Source organism: Chryseobacterium sp. 'Rf worker isolate 10' (assembly GCF_050753305.1).
Classification (GTDB): Bacteria; Bacteroidota; Bacteroidia; order Flavobacteriales; family Weeksellaceae; genus Chryseobacterium.
Genome location: NZ_JBOZOF010000002.1, coordinates 372,532 through 393,035 on the forward strand (window position 1 = coordinate 372,532; position 20,504 = coordinate 393,035).

At 35.7% G+C, this 20,504-nt stretch carries 18 protein-coding genes; 10 read left to right on the forward strand and 8 right to left on the reverse strand.

The window, feature by feature from the left end; translation table 11 throughout:
• Positions 1 to 20: 20 nt before the first annotated feature.
• Positions 21 to 821, forward strand: a complete 801-nt coding sequence (locus LKL37_RS11660) for a DNA alkylation repair protein (protein WP_431610744.1) — start codon at positions 21 to 23, stop codon at positions 819 to 821.
• Between the two features lie 311 nt (positions 822 to 1,132).
• Here LKL37_RS11660 and LKL37_RS11665 read toward each other — a convergent pair whose 3' ends face one another.
• Positions 1,133 to 1,915 carry a TIGR03915 family putative DNA repair protein gene (locus LKL37_RS11665; protein WP_431610745.1) on the reverse strand — a complete coding sequence of 261 codons (783 nt, stop codon included), beginning with the start codon at positions 1,913 to 1,915 and terminating at the stop codon, positions 1,133 to 1,135.
• Positions 1,916 to 2,051: 136 nt separating this feature from the next.
• Positions 2,052 to 3,311 (reverse strand): putative DNA modification/repair radical SAM protein, encoded by a 1,260-nt coding sequence (locus tag LKL37_RS11670; protein ID WP_431610746.1) that lies wholly within the window; start codon positions 3,309 to 3,311, stop codon positions 2,052 to 2,054.
• A 155-nt stretch (positions 3,312 to 3,466) separates the two neighbouring features.
• Between LKL37_RS11670 and LKL37_RS11675 the strand changes: the two genes are divergently transcribed.
• The 6 genes from LKL37_RS11675 (at position 3,467) to sucC (ending at position 9,851) form a co-directional block, all read left to right on the forward strand.
• On the forward strand, positions 3,467 to 4,795 hold the full coding sequence (locus LKL37_RS11675) for a hydroxymethylglutaryl-CoA reductase, degradative (RefSeq protein WP_431610747.1): 1,329 nt from the start codon (positions 3,467 to 3,469) through the stop codon (positions 4,793 to 4,795).
• A 166-nt stretch (positions 4,796 to 4,961) separates the two neighbouring features.
• Positions 4,962 to 6,032, forward strand: a complete 1,071-nt coding sequence (locus tag LKL37_RS11680) for a hypothetical protein (RefSeq protein WP_431610748.1) — start codon at positions 4,962 to 4,964, stop codon at positions 6,030 to 6,032.
• A gap of 1 nt (position 6,033) precedes the next feature.
• Positions 6,034 to 6,420, forward strand: a complete 387-nt coding sequence (locus LKL37_RS11685) for a DUF423 domain-containing protein (RefSeq protein WP_047096689.1) — start codon at positions 6,034 to 6,036, stop codon at positions 6,418 to 6,420.
• An 11-nt stretch (positions 6,421 to 6,431) separates the two neighbouring features.
• Complete coding sequence (locus LKL37_RS11690; protein ID WP_431610749.1) at positions 6,432 to 7,172, forward strand: hypothetical protein; 741 nt, start codon at positions 6,432 to 6,434, stop codon at positions 7,170 to 7,172.
• A gap of 79 nt (positions 7,173 to 7,251) precedes the next feature.
• Positions 7,252 to 8,529 (forward strand): chloride channel protein, encoded by a 1,278-nt coding sequence (locus LKL37_RS11695; RefSeq protein ID WP_431610750.1) that lies wholly within the window; start codon positions 7,252 to 7,254, stop codon positions 8,527 to 8,529.
• Positions 8,530 to 8,660: 131 nt separating this feature from the next.
• The gene (gene sucC, locus LKL37_RS11700; protein WP_034694875.1) at positions 8,661 to 9,851 is read left to right on the forward strand and encodes an ADP-forming succinate--CoA ligase subunit beta; all 1,191 of its coding nucleotides are present in this window, start codon (positions 8,661 to 8,663) and stop codon (positions 9,849 to 9,851) included.
• A gap of 262 nt (positions 9,852 to 10,113) precedes the next feature.
• Here the strand turns inward: sucC and LKL37_RS11705 are convergent, their stop codons facing one another.
• Positions 10,114 to 11,001, reverse strand: coding sequence for a mechanosensitive ion channel family protein (locus LKL37_RS11705; protein WP_431610751.1), 888 nt, complete (start codon positions 10,999 to 11,001; stop codon positions 10,114 to 10,116).
• Positions 11,002 to 11,097: 96 nt separating this feature from the next.
• Between LKL37_RS11705 and LKL37_RS11710 the strand changes: the two genes are divergently transcribed.
• Positions 11,098 to 11,733 (forward strand): peroxiredoxin, encoded by a 636-nt coding sequence (locus LKL37_RS11710; protein WP_431610752.1) that lies wholly within the window; start codon positions 11,098 to 11,100, stop codon positions 11,731 to 11,733.
• Between the two features lie 98 nt (positions 11,734 to 11,831).
• Here the strand turns inward: LKL37_RS11710 and LKL37_RS11715 are convergent, their stop codons facing one another.
• The 3 genes from LKL37_RS11715 to LKL37_RS11725 form a co-directional block, all read right to left on the reverse strand.
• Entirely contained in the window at positions 11,832 to 12,422 is a 591-nt protein-coding gene (locus tag LKL37_RS11715) for a hypothetical protein (RefSeq protein ID WP_431610753.1), read from the reverse strand.
• A gap of 269 nt (positions 12,423 to 12,691) precedes the next feature.
• Positions 12,692 to 13,207 carry a hypothetical protein gene (locus LKL37_RS11720; protein ID WP_105703943.1) on the reverse strand — a complete coding sequence of 172 codons (516 nt, stop codon included), beginning with the start codon at positions 13,205 to 13,207 and terminating at the stop codon, positions 12,692 to 12,694.
• A gap of 95 nt (positions 13,208 to 13,302) precedes the next feature.
• A complete protein-coding gene (locus LKL37_RS11725; RefSeq protein ID WP_431610754.1) occupies positions 13,303 to 15,495 on the reverse strand; it encodes a TonB-dependent siderophore receptor in 2,193 nt (730 codons plus the stop codon).
• A 180-nt stretch (positions 15,496 to 15,675) separates the two neighbouring features.
• Here LKL37_RS11725 and LKL37_RS11730 point away from each other — a divergent pair, with 180 nt between their 5' ends.
• Positions 15,676 to 16,731 (forward strand): Gfo/Idh/MocA family oxidoreductase, encoded by a 1,056-nt coding sequence (locus LKL37_RS11730; RefSeq protein WP_431610755.1) that lies wholly within the window; start codon positions 15,676 to 15,678, stop codon positions 16,729 to 16,731.
• A gap of 144 nt (positions 16,732 to 16,875) precedes the next feature.
• On the opposite strand, the gene LKL37_RS11735 is transcribed toward LKL37_RS11730, so the two are convergent.
• Positions 16,876 to 18,768, reverse strand: a complete 1,893-nt coding sequence (locus LKL37_RS11735; RefSeq protein WP_431610756.1) for an ABC-F family ATP-binding cassette domain-containing protein — start codon at positions 18,766 to 18,768, stop codon at positions 16,876 to 16,878.
• A gap of 212 nt (positions 18,769 to 18,980) precedes the next feature.
• Here LKL37_RS11735 and LKL37_RS11740 point away from each other — a divergent pair, with 212 nt between their 5' ends.
• A complete protein-coding gene (locus LKL37_RS11740) occupies positions 18,981 to 19,493 on the forward strand; it encodes a 5' nucleotidase, NT5C type (protein WP_431610757.1) in 513 nt (170 codons plus the stop codon).
• A gap of 112 nt (positions 19,494 to 19,605) precedes the next feature.
• Here the strand turns inward: LKL37_RS11740 and LKL37_RS11745 are convergent, their stop codons facing one another.
• Positions 19,606 to 20,469: a glycoside hydrolase family 25 protein gene (locus LKL37_RS11745; RefSeq protein WP_431610759.1), complete on the reverse strand. Its 864-nt coding sequence runs from the start codon at positions 20,467 to 20,469 to the stop codon at positions 19,606 to 19,608.
• Positions 20,470 to 20,504: the final 35 nt, after the last annotated feature.

The following is a 20,504-nucleotide window of genomic DNA, read 5'->3' on the forward strand; positions in this document are numbered from 1 at the left end:
AAAGATAACCATTAAATAGTATGGCAGAAAAACGAAAAGGAGCCCGTTCCATCAAAGATATTCCACCGGATATTTTGGAACAGCTGAATAGGGGAGAAATTGAAACCGCCAATCTTACAGAATGGCTGGCCGTAGATCAAAGGCTGCTGCTGGAAAATTTACTATTGCAGAATAATCGCAGAGAATATTTGAAACCTATTTTAGAAAATCTGGATCAACTGAAAAAGCAAACGGTTAATACCATTAATGAAACCATTGGTGTTGGGCTTCTTAATCTAGCTGTAGAAAATAAAGATGATGAATTTCTTCACAAATTGGAAACTCATCCCGCGGATCTTGTACGTTGCTGGGCAGCCTATACCATTGGCCGAAACCATGATTTAAAATTGAAAGAAAAGTTGTACAAAATTAAATCGTTTGCTGTAGATACTCATTTTGGTGTGAGAGAAATCTGCTGGATGGCGGTACGTCCGGATATTTCCAAAAATCTTGAGGAAAGCTTATCTATTTTATCAGAATGGACGATACATGAGAATGAAAATGTGAGACGTTTTGCCAGCGAATCTACAAGACCAAGAGGAGTTTGGTGTGAACATATTGATGCTTTAAAACAAAATCCCGGATTAGGACTGGATATTTTAGAACCTTTACGATCTGACTCTTCCAGATATGTACAGGACAGTGTCGGAAATTGGCTCAATGATGCCAGTAAATCACAACCCGAGTTTGTAGTGGAAATCTGCGATGAATGGCTTCGTGAAAGTCCGACAAAAGAAACCCAATATATCATTAAAAAAGCCTTACGAACCCTTAAAAAGTAAGAGTTATCCACAAAAAATGAATGCAGATATAATTCGTTATCGCATACATTGCATATTTTCAGGCTTTTAAAAACCGTTTTTCTTCGTTGGAAAGGTAATATTCTGCTCTTTTTTCTGATAAAAATAAGATTTAAAAAATTCTAATATTAACGGAATGTTAATTGAAAAAAGTTATCCACAATATGAGTTTTCGATGAATGTGAATTATATCTCTCATGAAATGAGATGATTAAATAATTGGCTTCACAAAAGAACTGAAAATGATCTTTTTTTTAGTCGAAATAAAAAGTTATCCACAATATGGAATTTTACTACCATTTTTCAGTCAGATATTTCCAGTATCTTTTTGGTACATGTTGAATATGAAGTTTCATATTTTTTCTTTCCACGATATTGGTTTTCGTGAAATAACGTTGCCAAAGCACCTGATAACTTTTTTCTTCATCATGAAACTTCTGCTGATAATGATGGAGGTCAATCTTTTCATCAGGATAGAAGAAATCACAAATGTCCAGATTATAGAGAAGACCATAGTTTCTTCGAAGATCGTAAATCATCCATTTCTGATCCTGATACCGGTCTTTAAAATGTTTTCTGATCAAAGGGAGAACATTGAAGTCGGGATCTATTTTGGAGAAAAAAACACCATCCTGCATTTTTTCAAAACGGACAAAAGCGGTCATTCTGTGCCTTTCCCTGTCTACTGATTTGCAGATTTTTGAAATTTTTAAAACATCAGAATCAGCAAAATTTTCAAGAATATTGTTTTGCGGATATTTAATAGATTGCCTTACCGCAGATAAGATGAGGTTTTCCAGATCCGGCTCCTCAGATAAAAAAACTTTTAAAAGTTTGTAAACACCCTGTTTCCCAATATTCTGTTCCAGTTTATTCAGAACCCTTTCAGATTTGTCTGGCTGGGTAATGACTTCATGAATCTCTGCAAAGATATTTTCCTGATGAAATCTTTCTCTGCTGGTAATTTCCACATCCTTATAACGGTATTCGAAAATTTCAAATATCGCAGTGAAAAGACCGTCAAAACTTCCATCGTAGAGTAGGGTTGTCATGTATTGAATTAGTTGGTTTGCCATTCTGAATGAAATAAAATGATGTGAAGAATCTGGTTTATTGAAGAGATTCTTCCTTCGTCAGAATGACAGTCGTGTTGTATTATAAATTAGTGTCCATTCTTGAAAATATTAGTGTTATTTGTGTTTGATATCAAGATCAAAACAAAGTCAGCTGCTGGGAAAACTGATTGTGAAATTTGGATGAACTTCCACCTATCAGCAGTTTTCTGAAGTTTTTATCCGTTAAATATTTCAGATAAGCATTTCCGGCATTAAAATCAATGAAATATTTTGCACGGTTGACAGCCGCTCCCAGTTTTTTCAAATGATCCATGGTTAAAACCTGAAAACGTCTGGCACTCACAATTTTTTGAGCAGTTTTTACTCCAATTCCCGGAATTCTTAAAATCAGCTGATATTCTGCGGTTTGCAGATTGATAGGAAACTGGTGAAGATTTCGTAATGCCCAGCTTAATTTCGGATCTACTTCAAGATCGAGGAAAGGAACATTGGGGTCTAAAATCTCTTCTGCTTTAAAACCATAAAATCTCATCAGCCAATCCGACTGATACAATCGGTTTTCCCTGAGCATAGGAACTTCTGTTGTTAAAGAAGGCAGTCTCTGATCTTCCAGAACAGGAACATATCCGGAATAATACACCCTTTTCAGATTAAAATTTTTGTAAAAATGATCGGCAACTTTGATGATCTGCAAGTCATTTTCATTGGTTGCACCTACAATCATCTGGGTAGATTGTCCAGCAGGAGCAAACTTGGGAACTTTTTTCAGAATTTTCTTTTCATCCTTATATTGAATAATCCCTTTTTGGATATAGCGCATCGGGCTGATCATATCCTGTCTGTTTTTTTCAGGTGCCAGCAATTTTAATCCGCTTTCTGTAGGAATTTCAATATTTACAGATAACCGGTCTGCATATAAAGCGGCTTCCTGCATCAGATCATCACTTGCTCCCGGAATAGATTTAAGATGAATATATCCATTAAAGTTCTCTTCCAGACGCAGTTTTTTGGCAACCCTTACCAGTCTTTCCATCGTTGTATCAGCATTTTTGAATATCCCTGAACTCAGAAATAATCCTTCAATATAGTTTCTACGGTAAAAATTAATAGTAAGATCTACCACTTCTTCTACTGTAAAAGCTGCTCTTTTAATATCATTTGAACTTCTGGAAACACAGTAAGCACAATCGTAGATACAATGATTGGTCAACAGAATTTTAAGAAGGGAAACACATCTCCCGTCTTCCGTATAGGTATGACAAATCCCGCTTGCAGAACTGTCTCCTAAAGCTCCCTTTTTATTTTTCCTCGTGCCTCCGCTTGATGAACAGGAAACATCGTATTTCGCTGCATCAGCAAGGATCTCGAGCTTTTCTTTAAGGCGGTCAAAATTCATCTTTTTAACGCTTGATATGTTTTGTATCTAAAGTGTAATTTAATTTTGTTCAAATTTAGTTCCAAAATTGATAAATGTCAATCTTTTTTCATAGAAGTTATCAACAAAAAAGAGTCTCAAAATCATTATATTTACGGCTCATTAAAGTTTATATCATGAATCATAAACCAATCGAAGGTTTTTCCAAGCTTCCAAAGCAGGGGAAAATCGAATGGCTCGTAAACGAATATCTTGAAGGAAACCAGGAATATCAAAATATATTAAAACAGTACTGGAACGATGATGCGGATCTTCAGAAACTTCACGAAGAATTCTCTGAAAATACCATCTCCAATTTTTATATGCCTTACGGAATTGCTCCGAACTTTTTGATCGACGGAAAATTATTGGCACTTCCAATGGCCGTTGAAGAAAGTTCAGTAGTGGCTGCTGCTTCAAAAGCTGCAAAGTTCTGGATAGACAAAGGAGGTTTCAAAACTACCATTATCAATACTGAAAAACTGGGGCACACCCACTTTATTTTTAATGTAGAACCTCACAAATTATTGCATTTCTTTAATTTCAGTTTAAAGAAAAAATTATTTGAAACAACGGAAGATATTACTTCCAACATGAGAAAACGTGGTGGCGGTATCTTAAATATCAGTCTGGTGGATAAAACAGCAGAAATGCCGAATTACTACCAACTGAAAGCAAGCTTTGATACCGTAGATTCAATGGGAGCCAACTTTATCAACTCATGCCTTGAGCAGTTTGGAAAAACGCTGAGACAGGAAGTAGCTACCAGCGTAGATTTTACTCAGGAAGAAAAGAATTCACTGCAGATCGTGATGAATATTCTTTCCAATTTTACCCCTGATTGTATTGTAAGGGCTGAGGTTTCCTGTAAAATGGAAGATTTAAAAGATGACAGCGGGATTTCTCCTGAAGAGTTTGCCGCTAAATTCAAACAGGCTGTTACCATTGCAGAAATTGAACCTTACCGCGCAACAACCCATAATAAAGGAGTCATGAATGGAGTAGATGCCGTTGTAATCGCTACCGGAAATGATTTCAGAGCTACAGAAGCCTGTGCACATGCGTATGCTGCAAGAGACGGGCAATACAGATCTTTGACCCACTGTACAACAGATAACGGAGTGTTCAGATTCTGGATTGATCTTCCGATTTCTGTAGGAGTAGTAGGAGGACTTACCAATCTTCACCCTTTGGTAAAATTTTCTCTGGCACTTCTTGGAAAACCTTCTGCACAGGAACTGATGAGTATTCTTGCCGTTTCAGGTCTTGCACAAAACTTTGGGGCTTTACGTTCTCTGGTGACCACAGGAATTCAGAAAGGACATATGAAAATGCACTTGTTGAATATTCTGAACCAATTGGGAGCAACCGAAGAAGAAAAACAGCACTTTGTGACATATTTCAAAGATAAGACGGTGAGCCACCATGAGGTGATCAATGAATTTAACAGAATGAGAGGAAACTAATGTTACAGATCATTTTGCCCATTGTATTCCTTCTTTTTGGATTTTTTCTTAAGAAAACAAACCATGAAGGTTTCAAAAGTTCCAAGAGATTCGCCAATATGTTTATCATACTGGGGATTTCTACACTGGTTGCCAAGTTCATTTTAATGTACTTAAAATCAAAATAGTGAAAAAAAGTATTGTATTTTTCTTATTGATTTCAGGTTTAAGTTTTTCGCAGCAGAAAAATTTAAAAATACAGGATTTGCAGCCTAAATCTGAAAATTTTGTGTTTCCGGTTGTTTCTTACGCTGGAAATCCCGCGGTTGCCAATAAGATCAATACATTTCTTCAGGTCAATGAACTGGAATATATCCCAAATTCCGGGGGGAATCCTTTTAAACTGGCCTCTACAGCCACGAATTCCTATTCCAACTATGTTTATTTTTATGATTGGAAGAAATTGGAAACCCCTAAAAATATTTTAAGTATAAATATGAATGGAGAAGCTTCGGGAGCCTATCCGGAAGAATTTTCAGACTGGAAAAACTTTGATCTGAGAACTGGAAATTATATCAATGCTGAAGCTTTATTTCAAACAAGTGCTTCCAAAACGGTTGCAGGTTTGATTCAGAAAAAAATAAAAAAAAGAGTCAATGACTTTCTCGTAAAATTAAAATCCGAAAAGAATCCATCAGAAGAAGTTCAGGAACAGATTGGCTTATATGAAGAATGCTTCATGGATTATACTTTGAATGGCATCCGGTATTTTTTTGGAAAGAATAAACTCACTTTTGTTGCCGGAAGATGTTCCAATCATGCCATGCGGGCATTGGATGATTTGGGAAGTCACGAACTGGAATTTACCTATAAAGAACTTGAAAAATACCTGAGTATTTATGGTAAGAATCTGATTTCAGGGTCTGAAAAGATTAGGCAGACGGGTCCAGGGAATAAATTATTCAAAGGAAAAATTGACGGAAAATATCCTATTACGGTTTTATTTAACGAAATCAATGAGGATGATTCCTTTTCAGCTACTTACTGGTATGATAAGAATAAAAAGCCGATCAACTGGAGGGGAGAATTTGTCCATGATCATTTTTCCATCACAGAAGATGATTACCATAGTGAGGAACTTAAGGAATGGATACCAAAAGCTTTAATAGAAGCGGATTTGAAAGGAAATAAAATCATTGGTACGTGGCAGGATTATAAAACAAAAAAATATTTAACCCTAGAATTAGAAGAGTTATAAAATGAAAACAATTACTTTAGTTTTTGGAGCAGTTTACGGAATGGTTTCTGTAATCCTGGGTGCATTCGGAGCACACGCTTTAAAGAAAATATTAGCTGTGGAAAGACTGGAAAGTTTTGAAACAGGTGTAAGATATCAGATGTATGCAGCTTTTTTCCTGCTGATCATCGGATATATCTTGAAATTCGAAACTTCTGCTGAAAAATGGACTTCCATTTTAATGATTGCAGGTACTCTTTTATTCTCAGTAAGCATCTATTTCCTGAGTATGCAGGATTATTTGGGAATGAATCTTAAATTCTTAGGCCCAATCACTCCGCTTGGAGGTCTGATGATGATCTTAAGCTGGGGAATGCTGATTTTTTATTTTGCTAAAAACAGAATTTAATTTTGCAGTTCATGCAAAAAAGGAGATCTACGATATATTATGTAGATTATTTATTGAAGAATTGCGCTATGACTCCTCGTTTTTTACTGTTTTTTGTTGCTCTCATAATTTCTTGTTTAAGTGTTCAAAAAATGAATGCACAAGGAAAAAAATTACAGAATAGTAGTATTATAACAGAAGTGAAAAATATACAAAAGCGTTTTTCCGATAGTGTTAAACACTATGATTACAAAAAAGATGCGGCTTTATATCGTCAAAAGTATGGAAGTTTTTATAGTGAAAAATTAAAGAATTTAAAAAATCTATATGAAAACATCTATGACAAAGAGGTGATAATCGGAAAAACAGATCCAAGTATTTCTTTTAAAACAACGAGCGGAATACAGGTCAAAAATAATGTATCTCAAACAGAAATTACTCCTCCGAAGGAAGTGAAAAATAAATCCGTTGATATTGCTGAGGTTGAAAATTACCAACAGCTTGAAGAGTTGAGGAAACGGTTAACGCTTGATTTTCCTACTTATTTAATGGAAGATTTTGACGGAGGAAACTATCGTTGTAAATTGAATTTTACAATTGATGTGGACGGGAAATTCAAAAAAGTAAAATATAGTGAATCATCTGATACAGAATTCAGTATCATTAGTGCATTGTTCCTGTATGCCATCGGAGGCTTGGAAAAGCCTTTGTTTTATAACAAAAAACCAATTGTACAAGCCTTTGCGCAGCCCATTATATTAAGATTCGAATAAATAAAGTACGCATTATCAAAACTGTAATAATCAGTAAAGACAAATGATGATATTCTTTTACTATTTAAAATAAATTACAATGAAAATCAATAGAAGAAGGCGCTTAATTAAAACATTTGATCTTTTGGATCAGCCCATCAGATTCAATCCGTTTGTGTTCAGCCGTACTTTTTTTATGTGGGCTGTTACAGGTCTGGTAGGCGGTATCATCGCCGGAGGATATTGGATTGTACTGGAACATTTTACAGAATTTTTAGCCGAATTTCAAGGCTGGCAGGTAATTCCAACCATGGCCATCTGTGGTTTGCTTGCCGGGCTCGTGATCCATTTTATTGGTGACCCGGGAGAAATTCATCTGATTGTTAATAATATCAGATTCAATAAAGGAAAACTGGAACCCAAGAACAATCCATCGATGATCCTTTCTTCTCTTTTTTGTGTAGCATCAGGAGGAAGTTTAGGACCAGAAGCACCTTTGGTACAGGTTACAGGATCTACAGGAACCTGGCTGGGGAAAATTTTCAGACTGAAAGGAGAAGAGCTGAGGTCTTTGAGTATTGCCGGTATGGCTTCCGGTTTTACCGCATTATTTGGTGCTCCGCTTGGAGGCAGTCTTTTCTCTTTAGAGATTTTGCATCATAAACATGCTGTAGAATACTATAAAGCCATTATTCCTGCATTGGTAGCCAGCTGTTTCAGTTATCTGATGTTTGCTTTGATTATCCATCTGGGAATTGGGGCAACATGGGATTTGAAAGCGTATCATTATACCGGAGTATATGATTTTGCTTATGCTACTGCTTTTGGAATTGTGGGCACTTTATTCGGATGGATTTTCATTTTTGTGGTCAAATTTTTCAAGAAAGTTTTTGAATACAGAAAATTTCCGATTTACATTAAAACATTCGTAGGTGGAATTATTTTAGGAATTATCGCCTATAATTTTCCCATTACAAGATACTTCGGTCACAACGAGATCAATCAGCTGATCGGTGGAAATTTCGGACTGAATTTTTTAATTCTGATTCTGGTTTTTAAAATACTGGCTATTGCTATTACAGTGACTTCCGGATGGAGAGGAGGTTTCATTATCCCATTGTTCTTTGTGGGAACTACATTGGGACTGATTATCCATAATCTATTTCCGACAGTAGATACCACGTTAGCCATTGTAAGCTGTATGGCTGCCATCAATGCCTGTGTGACGAGAACACCGATGAGTACTACAATTATACTGGGAACACTTACCGGATTTACCTATTTTGTGCCAATATTATTTGCGAGCCTTACCGGATATTTCCTGGCACCTAAAATTCCGTTTATCGGATCACAGTCTGAGAAATTAGAGGAAGAATAGGGGGAAATCGAAAGATATGTTAAAAATCAAGTCCATCAGACTTTAATTTTTAAGTCAATAAACTTGAACTTCCATGTCTTTTTAGTAAATTTGTCAACCTTTAAATATTAAAATAAAATAATAAAAATAATATGAATCTTCACGAGTATCAATCAAAAGAGATTTTATCAAAGTATGGAGTAGCTATCCAACGTGGTTTCGTTGCAAACAACGTAGATGAAGCTGTAGCAGCTGCTGAAAAATTGACTGCTGAAACCGGAGCACAGGCTTGGGTTGTAAAAGCACAGATTCACGCAGGTGGTCGTGGTAAAGGTGGGGGTGTTAAGTTTTCTCCAAACATGGATAAACTTAAAGAAAACGCTCAGAATATTATCGGAATGCAGTTGGTAACTCCACAAACTTCTGCTGAAGGTAAAAAAGTACACTCTGTTTTGGTTGCAGAAGATGTTTATTATCCTGGAGAATCTGAAACTAAAGAATTTTATGTTTCTATTCTTTTAGATAGAGCTGAAGGGAAAAATACAATCGTATATTCTACTGAAGGTGGTATGGATATTGAGCACGTTGCTGAAGTAACTCCTCATTTGATCCACAACGAATTGATTGATCCTGCTATTGGTCTTCAAGGGTTCCAGGCTAGAAAAATTGCTTTCAACCTAGGTCTTGAAGGAAATGCATTCAAAGAATTTGTGAAATTTATTTCTTCTCTTTACAATGCTTACACAGGAATTGATGCTTCTCTTTTCGAAATCAACCCGGTATTAAAAACTTCTGATAACAAGATTATCGCTGTAGATGCTAAAGTAACTTTAGATGACAACTCATTGTTCCGTCACAAAGACTTAGCTGAGCTTAGAGATACAAGAGAAGAAGATCCAATGGATGTAGAAGCTGGTGAAGCTGGTCTTAACTTCGTAAAACTAGATGGTAACGTTGCTTGTATGGTAAACGGAGCTGGTCTTGCAATGGCAACTATGGATATCATCAAATTATCAGGTGGTAACCCTGCTAACTTCCTTGACGTAGGAGGTACTGCAGATGCTCAGAGAGTACAGACTGCTTTCGGAATCATCCTAAGAGATCCAAACGTAAAAGCTATCCTGATCAACATCTTCGGAGGTATCGTAAGATGTGACAGAGTTGCTCAGGGTGTTGTAGATGCTTACAAAGCGATGGGTAGTCTTCCGGTTCCATTGATCGTAAGATTACAGGGAACTAACGCTGTAGAAGCTAAAAAATTAATTGATGAGTCTGGTCTTCCGGTACACTCTGCAATTACTTTAGAAGAAGCTGCAAACAAAGTAAAAGAAGTTTTAGCGTAATCTAAAATTTTTAAATAAAATATAAACCGCTCCATTTTTGGAGCGGTTTTTTTTGTTTCTAAATCTATCTAAGCGTGAATTTTTTTATATATCTGCTTTATCTGCAAAATCATCGTGAGGGATAAAGTATATTTATCAGAGATAAGATCTTGACGTCTTAAAATGTGATTGGAAGAATTACGCTTTTCGAAGTCCAATCTTTAATAACATAAAAAAGACCACTTCAACAATTGAAATGGTCTTCATTTTTTTATAAATAATTTTACTTATCCTGATGGCTTTCAGGTAAAATATTCTCTCCACTCGTAATACTGATACTCGTAGGCGTTACCAACTGAACTTTATCCACATCAAAACGTTCTTTAATGCCTAAATAAGCTTTACTTCTTACCTGTGCAAGATTGGCACCTATCTTTATCCAAAACTTCACCTGAAGGTTAAATGCTCCTTGTTTAAGGTCTGTGAAAATAACTTCAATAGTGTCTAACTTATCCACATTATCAAGGTTTTTAATTACATCAAGAATTCCTTTCTGTGCTTTACTGATATCTTCGTCAGCGGGAATCTCAAAGTTTAAAATAATCCTGCGTTGTGGGGAAGCAGTGATATTATAGAATGGTGCATTGAATACAACCTGATTAGGAATATAAGCCTTCTTTCCATCATCAGTCAGAAGTTTTGTAGTTAAGAAACCAATTTCCTGTACTGTTCCGGAATGTGCTCCAATGGTAATATAATCTCCTACTTTGTATGCTTTATCAATTCCAATAAGCATTCCTGAAAAAATACTTGAAACAAGATCTTTCAGGGCAACCCCGGCAATAACCCCGGCAACTCCTAAGCTTCCGATAAATTTCCAGAGAAAACCACTGAAGCCCATTATTTCAAGAGCAATAAAGGTTCCCATCAGCATAATCAGGAATCTGAAAATACTGATTAAAGTAACTAATGAACTCTCTTTTTGGCTTTTCGGAAAAAATTTATGAAATAATTTTACAGCTCCTTTACTTAAATATTTACTGGTAATCAGGAAAAATGTAAACACTAAAATTCCCACAATCAGTTTAGGAGTAAGCGCGGCAAATGTTACATACCAACTTTCCAATACTTTATAAACCACGTCTACATACCTGAGGCCCGTTTTCTCCATGAATAAAAATTTTTAATTAAAGATATAAATTTTCATCAAAAAATTTGCCAGTTCGAAAAAGTCTACTAAATTTGTAGACTAGAAAGAAAGAACATTATGTCAATCAAACTAGGAGATACAGCACCCAATTTTCAGGCAGAGTCATCTGTAGGTGACATCAATTTTTATAATTATCTTGGAGATTCCTGGGGAATTCTGTTTTCGCATCCTGCAGATTATACACCGGTATGCACTACAGAACTGGGTTACACGGCGAAATTGCAGTCTGAATTTGATGCCAGAGGAACCAAAGTAATTGCTTTGAGTGTAGATGGAGTAGAGGATCACCAAAACTGGGTGAAAGATATTAATGAAACTCAGAACACCCGTGTTCAGTTTCCCATTATTGCTGATAAAGACAGAAAAGTTTCGGAGCTGTATGATTTTATTCACCCGAATGCTTCGGCTACGGCCACTGTACGTTCTCTTCTGATAATTGATCCTTCCAAAAAAGTAAGACTGATTATTACCTATCCGGCCTCTACAGGAAGGAATTTTAACGAAATCCTTAGAGTGCTGGATTCTTTACAGCTTGTAGATAATTATCGCGTGGCTACACCTGTTAATTGGGAAAATGGTGAGGATGTTATTATTCCGCCTACCATTTCTACAGAGGAAGCCCGGGAAATATTCCCAAAAGGCGTAACGGAAATAAAACCGTATCTAAGATACACGCCCCAACCTAATACATGATTTATTTGATTTTTTATAGTTTAGTTTTAATTTGTACGAAAAGCGCCCCAGAAATAAAATTCCGGGGCGCTTTCATTTTTTTATAAGTATTTCAGTAATTACTTAACGTCGTTGATGATTTGTTTACCTTTAGACGTTGGAAGATAAATCTGGAATCCTAGACCAAATGTAATTTTGTTTGTATATCCACCGCTTCCGAATCCTGCGTTAGCATCGTATTTTACTAAACCTTCCAATCCAATGTTTGGAGTGATGAAGTAAGAATAACCAGGCCCGAATCCGAAGTTAAGACCGTTAGAAGAAGAACCTCCTTTAGAGATAGATGTACCTCCTATACCTAAATTACCTTCGAAGAACCATCTCCCGTGGTGTAGTAAGTTATTAACTCCCTGCTCGCCCGGGTTAAGATAGTAACGTCCCAATGCCCCTACGTTATAAGTAAAAGTAGTTGGTGCATCTTTAGCTCCTTTGAAACCTAAATCTACATATCCTCCTAATGCAATATTGTCCTCAATGAAATAAGCTCCTTTCGGCTGAATATTAAAATCATAACCACCTCCTTTGTTTAAACCGAAGTTGGCTCCTGCAAGGTTACCCCCTACCATCCAATTACCTTTTTGAATCTGAGCGTTGGCAGTTGCTGTTAAGCCTGCTACGGCTAATATCCCTGTTAAAATAAGTTTTTTCATAATTTATTATTTTAATAATTAAATGTTTATTATTCACGAATTATAGAAAAAACAATAAATGTGCCATTCTCTTAATTTTAGGTAATTTTTCTAAATAAACGTTAACATTATCAGGAAGATATATTTTATTTTTTTAACATATTAAATGAGGATTTCGTAATGATAAAGAAAATAAAAGGGTGGTTTAAAAATGAAAATGATAAAAACAGGTGTCAGATCATTAATGCCTCAAAATACTGTTTTTTCTCTTTCTTCTGCTTTTAGATTAATTAAATAAATAGAAGAATAAGAGAGATAATAAGTCCTGCAATGGTAAACTTGATACCACGTTTGAAAGCTTTTGTTTTAGGATTAAACATCCAGAAACTTGAAATCACAAAGAAAAAAAGAGAAACTCCGAAGAATACACTTAGAGGAGATATGGCATCTTTAGACTGTGATTTGTGAAGAGAGACCATTTTGTCCAGTACAAAAGGCAATTCCTTTTTAGTGTACTTTGCTTTTCCGGTAGCACTGTCATAAGTTCCTTGTTTAAAATAAAGAACACTTCCTTCTGTTTTTTCCACTTCAAGACCTTTCATTTTAAGCTCTTTCTTCAGCTCTTTCTCTGTAAGATTAGCAGCGATATTTTTTTCGTATTTCTTTTCGTTCTTTAGAAAGTCTGTGTCTCTGTACACCAGAAGAATTCCACTTAAAGAATATACAGCCATAATCCCGGCAAGAAAATATCCCAGGTATCGGTGTGTGATTCTCATGAAACTCCTTGTGTCTTTAATCTTATCCATATCTTATTGTTTTGTTTTTGTTTTAAAATTTCAAAAGTGGAAACTGCAAAAATGCAATTTCCACTTTTAATGAAAGAATTACTATATAAAGACTTTTACAGTCTGTATGTCAATGTGAAATAGTAGTTTCTAGGAGTGATAGGATTCACTGAATAGTTTTCGTGAACATTGTAGTTTACGACATCAAACAGGTTCCCCACTTTCCCTTGAATAGAGAATTTTTTCCAACCATAACCTACACTTATATCAACAGTTGTGAACCCGTTGATATCAATCATTCTTGTTTGTTGGGTTTGTCCTTTTACATCATTCCAGCCTGCTTGTCTCTTTCCTGTATAGAATGCAGTAGCTCCTACTTTCAGACCTTTTGCAAAATCTGTAAAAGTATAAAATACAGAAGCGTTTGCTGTAAGTGCAGGAGTTCTTACCAATTTTTGATCTTCAACAAATCCGTTATCCGGAGTTTTTGTATATACTGTGTTGTTATAAGAAATACCTCCAATTAAAGAAAGATATTTTGTAGGATTTCCTGTGATATCCAATTCAACACCTCTACTTCTTATATTACCTGCATATATTTTATAGAGCGCCACTTTGTTGTCTGCAAGATATGGAGATGTATAAGCATCTCTGTTATTGATCTGGTAGGCAGTTAAGTTAACAGCGATAGCATTATTCCATAAATTTTTCTTCACCCCGATTTCATACTGATCAATTGTAGATGCTTTTAAAGATTGATTGTACTGATCAAATCCTGAATTAGGTGAGAATGAATTAGTATATGTTGCAAAAACAGATAGATTATCATTAGGGTTGTAGATAAGTCCTACCTTTGGAGATACAGCATGAGCCTGTGAACCACTTGCTGCTGTAGGAGTTTCTGTTCCCTTTAAGAAATCTTTTACTTCTGTATCGTCGTTTTTTAAATAAGACCATCTTACTCCTGCCAATACTTTGAACTCTTTGGTAACATTAATTAAATCCTGTGCATAAAGACCAAATCTTTTTGTAGCGATTCTGTTTCTGGATGATCTGTATGTATCTGGCATAGCACCATCAGTTGACCAGGTAGAAGGATTATTTAAATATAAAGTCCCATAATTAACGTTAGCAGGATTAGTAAAATTATAAGCGTAAGTATCTGCTAAACCATAATCTCCATCAGCCCCGAATAGTACTTTATGAATGATATTTCCGGTTTTGAATTCACCGTTTAGATTAACTTGTAATGATGTATAGTTCTGTTCAGTATAATTTCTACCTAAAGTTCTTGCCCAGGAAGGGTTAAAATTACCTTTAGCAGATTCATACTGCCACTGAATTCTTTCTGTTGAAAAATAATCTTTTGTATAATTCTGGTAGGACGCAACTGCATTTAAGCTCCATTTGCTATTTAATTGATGATTCAAAACAACATCTGTAGTAGCTTGTTGGTTGGTTTGATATTGCCAGTTAGCACCTAAAAAGCTTCTACGGTCAACTTCAGTAGCTAATCTGGATACTCCGGTCGTTTTATCAGTAACACTTCCGATTCCAAAATCAGGAGTAAAATTTTGATATAAATAATCTCCTTCTACAATTAGCTGAGTATTTTCACTTAAATTAAAAACAAAAGATGGATTGAAATAGTGCTTTTTAGATTCTACCATATCTCTGAAACTTTCAGCATATTCATAAGTACCATTCACTCTGAAAGCTACTTTCTTGCTTAAAGGTCCATAGATATCAAACATAGGTTTGTAAGAATTCCAGCTGCCGGCACTTAGTCCCACTGAACCACCAAATTCAAACTTTGGTTTTTTTGTAATAAGATTGACAATTCCACCAGGACCTACGTTACCATATAGCATGGCATTTGCCCCTTTTAAAACTTCAACTCTTTCCAGACCACTTACTTCAGGAAAAACTCCACTGTTTACTCTTGCTCCGTTTTTAAAGATATTATCATTTCCAAAGATAAAACCTCTTCCCCCAAAGCTATCCTGAGAACTTCCTCTAGCAGAGGTTAAGTAAATACCATTTACATTTTTGATGACATCACTCAACTGTTTTGCCTGCTGCTGCTCAATAATTTCATGAGTAACAATCGCAATAGGCTGTGGATTTTCCATTACTGTTAGGTTTGACTTTGTCGATAATGGCCTTGCCTGGTTTGGGTTTCCTGTTTTATGAAGATTAATATCTTCAATAGTCTGGGTTCTGATCGTATCTGCTTCAGCATTTTTCATCTGAGAACTCACTGAAACAGCGATACATAGCAGACCTAAAGAAAGTAGTTGTCTTTTCATTTTATTTTTATGTAGAACAGTTTTAAATAAGGCGCAAATGTAAGTATTTGTTTAGAATAGATAAAAATAATTTTATGATTTAAATCATATTCTACTATTAATGGCATGGATTATTTCTATACTTCCTTTAGATCAGGGTATGGAGTATTTTTTATGAATATATTTGTTAAAAATTTTAATATGCAATTGGTAAAAGCAGGGCTTTGTGCCTTTGGGATGAGCGGAAAAGTATTCCATGCTCCTTTTTTGAAAGAACATCCAGGATTCTTCATTTCTGCAATAGTAGAAAGAAGTAAAGAGGAGTCAAAAGAAAAATATCCGGAAGCAACCATTTACCGTTCTGTGGAAGAAATGCTTCATCAGGCAGATGTAGAGCTGGTTATTATCAATACTCCGGTTCAAACGCATTATGAATATGCGAAAAAAGCCTTGGAGGCCGGAAAAAATATTATTGTAGAAAAACCTTTTACAGTAAATGTTTCTGAGGCAGAAGAGCTGGTGCAGTTGGCAGAAGAAAAGGGATTGTTTCTGAGTGTTTATCAAAACCGAAGATTCGACAGAGATTTTTTACAGGTTCAGAAGATTTTAAATGATAAAAAAATAGGAAATATTAAAGAAGCTGAAATCCGTTTCGACAGATTCCGTACTACTCCAAGTGGAAAGCAGCATAAGGAAAGTCCGGATCAGGTAGGTTCAGGATCTCTTCATGATTTGGGATCGCATCTTGTAGATCAGGCGGTACAATATTTTGGGTATCCTGAAAAATTGTTTGCAGATGTATTTTCTATGAAAGGAAAAGAATTTGCAAATGATTATTTCGAGATTCTGCTGTTCTATAAAAATGACCTGAGAGTGAGATTGAAGACATCAGTTTTCAGTAAAGAGGGCCACTATGCATATACTATTCATGGTAACAGAGGAAGTTTTTTACAGGAAAGAACAGATAATCAAGAAAACGAATTGGTGGCGGGTGCTATTCCTGAATATGGTAAAGAGTGGACACTGCCACTGAAGGAATCTGATGGAATTTTAAATTTCCTGAATGATCATTCTGAAACAGAAAGAATTCTGACTTCCAGTGAAGCCGGAAATTATATGGATTATTACCAGCAGATCTATGAGCATATTGTTTTTGGATACGCTTTGCCATCTCCGGGAAAAGAAGTGATCCAGAATATGAAAATCATTGATGCTTCCCTGCAAAGTGCAAGAGAAGAAAGAGTTATTCAATTATAAATGATGAGTTATGAATTATGAATGAATTCAAAGTTTAAGGTTTAAAGTTCAAGGTTGATAGTAGTTGTGATTAGAAATTTTCAACTCATTTACACTCAAACTCACCAAATTCATTCATAATTCATAATTTTTAATTCATAACTATTAAAGGATTTCCTGAAGTTCCAGCCATCTCATTTCGTGGTTTTCCAGTTTTTCTGAAATGGTTTCCAGATCTGCAGAAAGTTTGGCAATTTTTTCATAATCAGACTCATTGTTGAGCTGATCCAGAATTTTGGAACGCTGATCTTCCAGTTCAGGCATTTCTTTTTCTATGGTTTCCAATTCTCTCTGCTCTTTAAACGTTAATTTTCGCTTAGGACTTGAAGATGAGCTGTTTTCTACTACAGGAGTTGTTTCTTTAGCCGGTTCCGGTTTTGCCGTTGCATTTTTTTCTAATGCTTCCTCACGGCTTCTTGCTTCTCTGTATTCTGAGAAATTTCCAACAAAATCTCTGATTTTTCCTTCTCCTTCAAAAGCCAGAACATGATCTACAATTCTGTCCATGAAGTACCTGTCGTGGGAAACAATAATCAGAGATCCCTGAAATTGCTGAAGGAAATTTTCAAGAACTGTTAATGTAGGGAGATCCAGATCATTCGTAGGTTCATCAAAAATCAGGAAATTAGGATTCTGATATAAAATATACATCAGGTGAAGCCTTCTCTTTTCGCCACCCGAAAGTTTAGAAATAGGAGAGTACTGAGTCTGATCGTCAAATAAGAATAATCTTAAGAACTGCGATGCAGACAGGCTTCTTCCATTAGCTAAAGGATAAAATTCTGCAATCTCTTTAATGAAATCAATTACACGTTCATCCTCCTTATAAGTAAGACCTTTCTGAGCGAAATAACCGAAAGATATTGTTTCTCCCGTTTCAATTTCCCCTTTGTCGGCCTTTTCAAGCCCTTGAATGATATTGAGAAGCGTAGATTTTCCAGCTCCGTTTTTTCCTATGATTCCCACTTTTTCACCACGTTGAAACTGGTAGCTGAAATCTTTTAGCAGGACTTTCGGCCCAAAACTTTTATCAATGTTTTTAAGTTCAAGAATCTTATTTCCAAGACGCTTCATCTCAAAGTCCAGTTCAAGCCCGTCTTTTCTGGTGTCGGTTTTGGCTACTTTTTCCGTTTCGTAGAAAGCATCAATTCTGCTTTTTGATTTTGTGGTTCTTGCTTTTGGCTGTCTTCGCATCCATTCCAGTTCCTTTCTGTAAAGGTTATTGGCCTTATCAATAGTAGAATTAAGATTCTCCTCACGGATCATTTTGTTTTCAAGATAAGTAGCATATGAACCGTTATGAACATACAGATTTCTATCTTCCATTTCCCAGATAATATCACATACGCTGTCAAGGAAATATCGGTCGTGGGTTACAAGCAGTAAAGTGATTTTTGCTTTGTTCAAATAATTTTCAAGCCATTCTACCATATCCACATCCAGGTGGTTGGTAGGTTCGTCCATGATAAGGAGGGTGTGTCTGTGCTCGGCTCTTGTTTCTGTTAAAAGTTTAGCCAGCGCCACACGTTTGATTTGCCCTCCGGAAAGAGTTCCCATTTTGGCATCCAGATCCGTAATCTTAAGCTGGGAAAGAATTTGTTTCATTTCATTCTCGAGATCCCATGCCTTATGGACTTCCATATCAGCTAATGCTTTCTCTATAAAATCATGATCAGTGGAATGAAGAGATTTATGGTAATTCTTAAGCGCAAGAATAGGCTCCGAATCCAATGTCATCATGAATTCATCAATGGTGAGTTTAGGATCATAATTAATTTCCTGGTCAAATAATACCACCTGGATATCTTTGTTGATGATCGCAGTTCCGCTGTCTGCAATTTCTTTACCCATTAATATTTTCAAGAGGGTAGATTTTCCACTCCCGTTTTTGGCAACAATAGCAATTTTATCTCCTTCATTGATGTGAAAAGAAATGTTTTCAAACAAAACTTTGATGCCGTAAGATTTGGTAAGATTTTCTGCAGAAACGTAATTCATTGGAAATTAATGGTTTGATTTTAATTTTGAATAGAACCGCAAAAGTACGAAAATGTAGCCTAAAATTTTCTGTAACAGCTTTTATAAAAATGAAGATTTATGATTTTTTAATAGACTGTGTCCATTGTCTGAAAAAACTATTCAGTAAATTTGATAACCTATAATTAAATAACACAGTAAAAATATTAATACAAAAAAATCTGATTGAAGTAATGAAAAAAGTTATTGTCGACATGGATGGTGTAATGGCTGATGTTTACCATCAGCTGGTACAATTTGAAAAAAGAGATACGGGAAGAGAAATTGAAATCAGTGATTTGGCTGGAAAGTCTGAAATAGAATCTTTCCCCAACGGAAAAAAACACGTGAATGAGGTAGGATTTTTCAGGACCTTACCTCTGATGAAAGGAAGCCGCGAGGCCATGGAATATCTGAATAATAAATACGATCTTTATATTGTATCTGCAGGCATGGAGTTTCCCAACAGCTTAAGAGAAAAATATGACTGGCTGGCAGAGCATTTTCCATTCATTACCTGGGAGCAGATTGTTCTTTGCGGAAGTAAAAAAGTGGTTTCTGGGGACGTAATGATTGATGATTATCCTAAAAATTTAGATCATTTTGATGGTCAGAGACTTATATTCACTCAACCCCATAATGAATTGATTGAAAATGAAACCTACGACAGAGTTCATTCCTGGGAAGAAGTGATGAATATTCTTTAAGAGCTGGGAGTAGGAAGATGGAGGCTGGAAGTCCCGTCAGAAAGCTGATTTCTGAATGTTATTTTATGAAGTAAAATATACGGTTAGTATTAACTTCCATCTTCCCTTCTTGCTAATCAAGTGTCAGTCTTTTCAGTGACCAGGAATTACCATTGTAAATATCAAGATCCACTTTGGCATTAATGCCATGAACAATCCCGTTTTCTGTAAACTGCCAGAAATCCCACTGGTCATCAGGAGAAGGAGAGGGTACATCATTGTAATTGGCCAGCCATAGCGGATAGCCTTCAAATTCACCTTTCAGGAAATCTTTATAATAATGATAATAAGTATAAATGATAGGTTTTTCACCATAAGCCTCTTCCACAATTTTACACCATACTTTCAGGTCTTCAATTAATTTTTTGTTGGTTTTACGCTTAGGGATTTTTTCAATATCAAGAATCGGAGGAAGGTCCCCGCTTTCAAGTTTTACATTCTCCAGAAAATTATTTGCCTGGATCACAGGATCTTCATCAGCCCTGTAAAAATGATAAGCACCCCGAATAAGATCGTGTTTTTTAGCACTTTCCCAGAATTCGTCAAAATGCTTGTCGGCACTTCGGTTTCCCATCGTAGCACGCATTACTACAAATTCTAACGGAATTGTTTTATTTCCAATACTCAGGCTGTCCCATTTGATATCTTCTCTGTTCTGATAATGAGAAACATCAAAACCATAAGTCTTATCAAGATTACTGCTTAGTATTCTCTGAATTCTTAAAGATTCTTTTTCAGTGTTATGAAGTTTTCTATGCTTAAATTTATTAAAGTACAATGCATAATAATAGCTGACAGACTGCTTCAAATAAAGTCCTGTTCCTACCAATGCTATGATTAATATTGCCAATATCATCCATCTTCGGAAAAAATACTTCTTCCGTCTTGATTTATGGACTTGTTTGGCAGTTTTTTTGGTGTACTTTTTAGGTGTCATAAAGTTTTGCAAAACTAACTTTTTTCACTACGAAA

Excerpts from the sequence above, each read along its gene's own strand:
- LKL37_RS11695 (WP_431610750.1), top strand. The coding sequence starts at position 7,252 with ATGAAAATCAATAGAAGAAGGCGCTTAATTAAAACATTTGATCTTTTG.
- LKL37_RS11730 (WP_431610755.1), top strand. The coding sequence starts at position 15,676 with ATGCAATTGGTAAAAGCAGGGCTTTGTGCCTTTGGGATGAGCGGAAAA.
- LKL37_RS11740 (WP_431610757.1), top strand. The coding sequence starts at position 18,981 with ATGAAAAAAGTTATTGTCGACATGGATGGTGTAATGGCTGATGTTTAC.
- LKL37_RS11725 (WP_431610754.1), bottom strand. The coding sequence starts at position 15,495 with ATGAAAAGACAACTACTTTCTTTAGGTCTGCTATGTATCGCTGTTTCA.
- LKL37_RS11720 (WP_105703943.1), bottom strand. The coding sequence starts at position 13,207 with ATGGATAAGATTAAAGACACAAGGAGTTTCATGAGAATCACACACCGA.
- LKL37_RS11675 (WP_431610747.1), top strand. The coding sequence starts at position 3,467 with ATGAATCATAAACCAATCGAAGGTTTTTCCAAGCTTCCAAAGCAGGGG.
- LKL37_RS11660 (WP_431610744.1), top strand. The coding sequence starts at position 21 with ATGGCAGAAAAACGAAAAGGAGCCCGTTCCATCAAAGATATTCCACCG.
- LKL37_RS11670 (WP_431610746.1), bottom strand. The coding sequence starts at position 3,311 with ATGAATTTTGACCGCCTTAAAGAAAAGCTCGAGATCCTTGCTGATGCA.
- LKL37_RS11710 (WP_431610752.1), top strand. The coding sequence starts at position 11,098 with ATGTCAATCAAACTAGGAGATACAGCACCCAATTTTCAGGCAGAGTCA.
- LKL37_RS11735 (WP_431610756.1), bottom strand. The coding sequence starts at position 18,768 with ATGAATTACGTTTCTGCAGAAAATCTTACCAAATCTTACGGCATCAAA.
- sucC (WP_034694875.1), top strand. The coding sequence starts at position 8,661 with ATGAATCTTCACGAGTATCAATCAAAAGAGATTTTATCAAAGTATGGA.
- LKL37_RS11705 (WP_431610751.1), bottom strand. The coding sequence starts at position 11,001 with ATGGAGAAAACGGGCCTCAGGTATGTAGACGTGGTTTATAAAGTATTG.
- LKL37_RS11715 (WP_431610753.1), bottom strand. The coding sequence starts at position 12,422 with ATGAAAAAACTTATTTTAACAGGGATATTAGCCGTAGCAGGCTTAACA.
- LKL37_RS11690 (WP_431610749.1), top strand. The coding sequence starts at position 6,432 with ATGCAAAAAAGGAGATCTACGATATATTATGTAGATTATTTATTGAAG.
- LKL37_RS11685 (WP_047096689.1), top strand. The coding sequence starts at position 6,034 with ATGAAAACAATTACTTTAGTTTTTGGAGCAGTTTACGGAATGGTTTCT.
- LKL37_RS11665 (WP_431610745.1), bottom strand. The coding sequence starts at position 1,915 with ATGGCAAACCAACTAATTCAATACATGACAACCCTACTCTACGATGGA.
- LKL37_RS11745 (WP_431610759.1), bottom strand. The coding sequence starts at position 20,469 with ATGACACCTAAAAAGTACACCAAAAAAACTGCCAAACAAGTCCATAAA.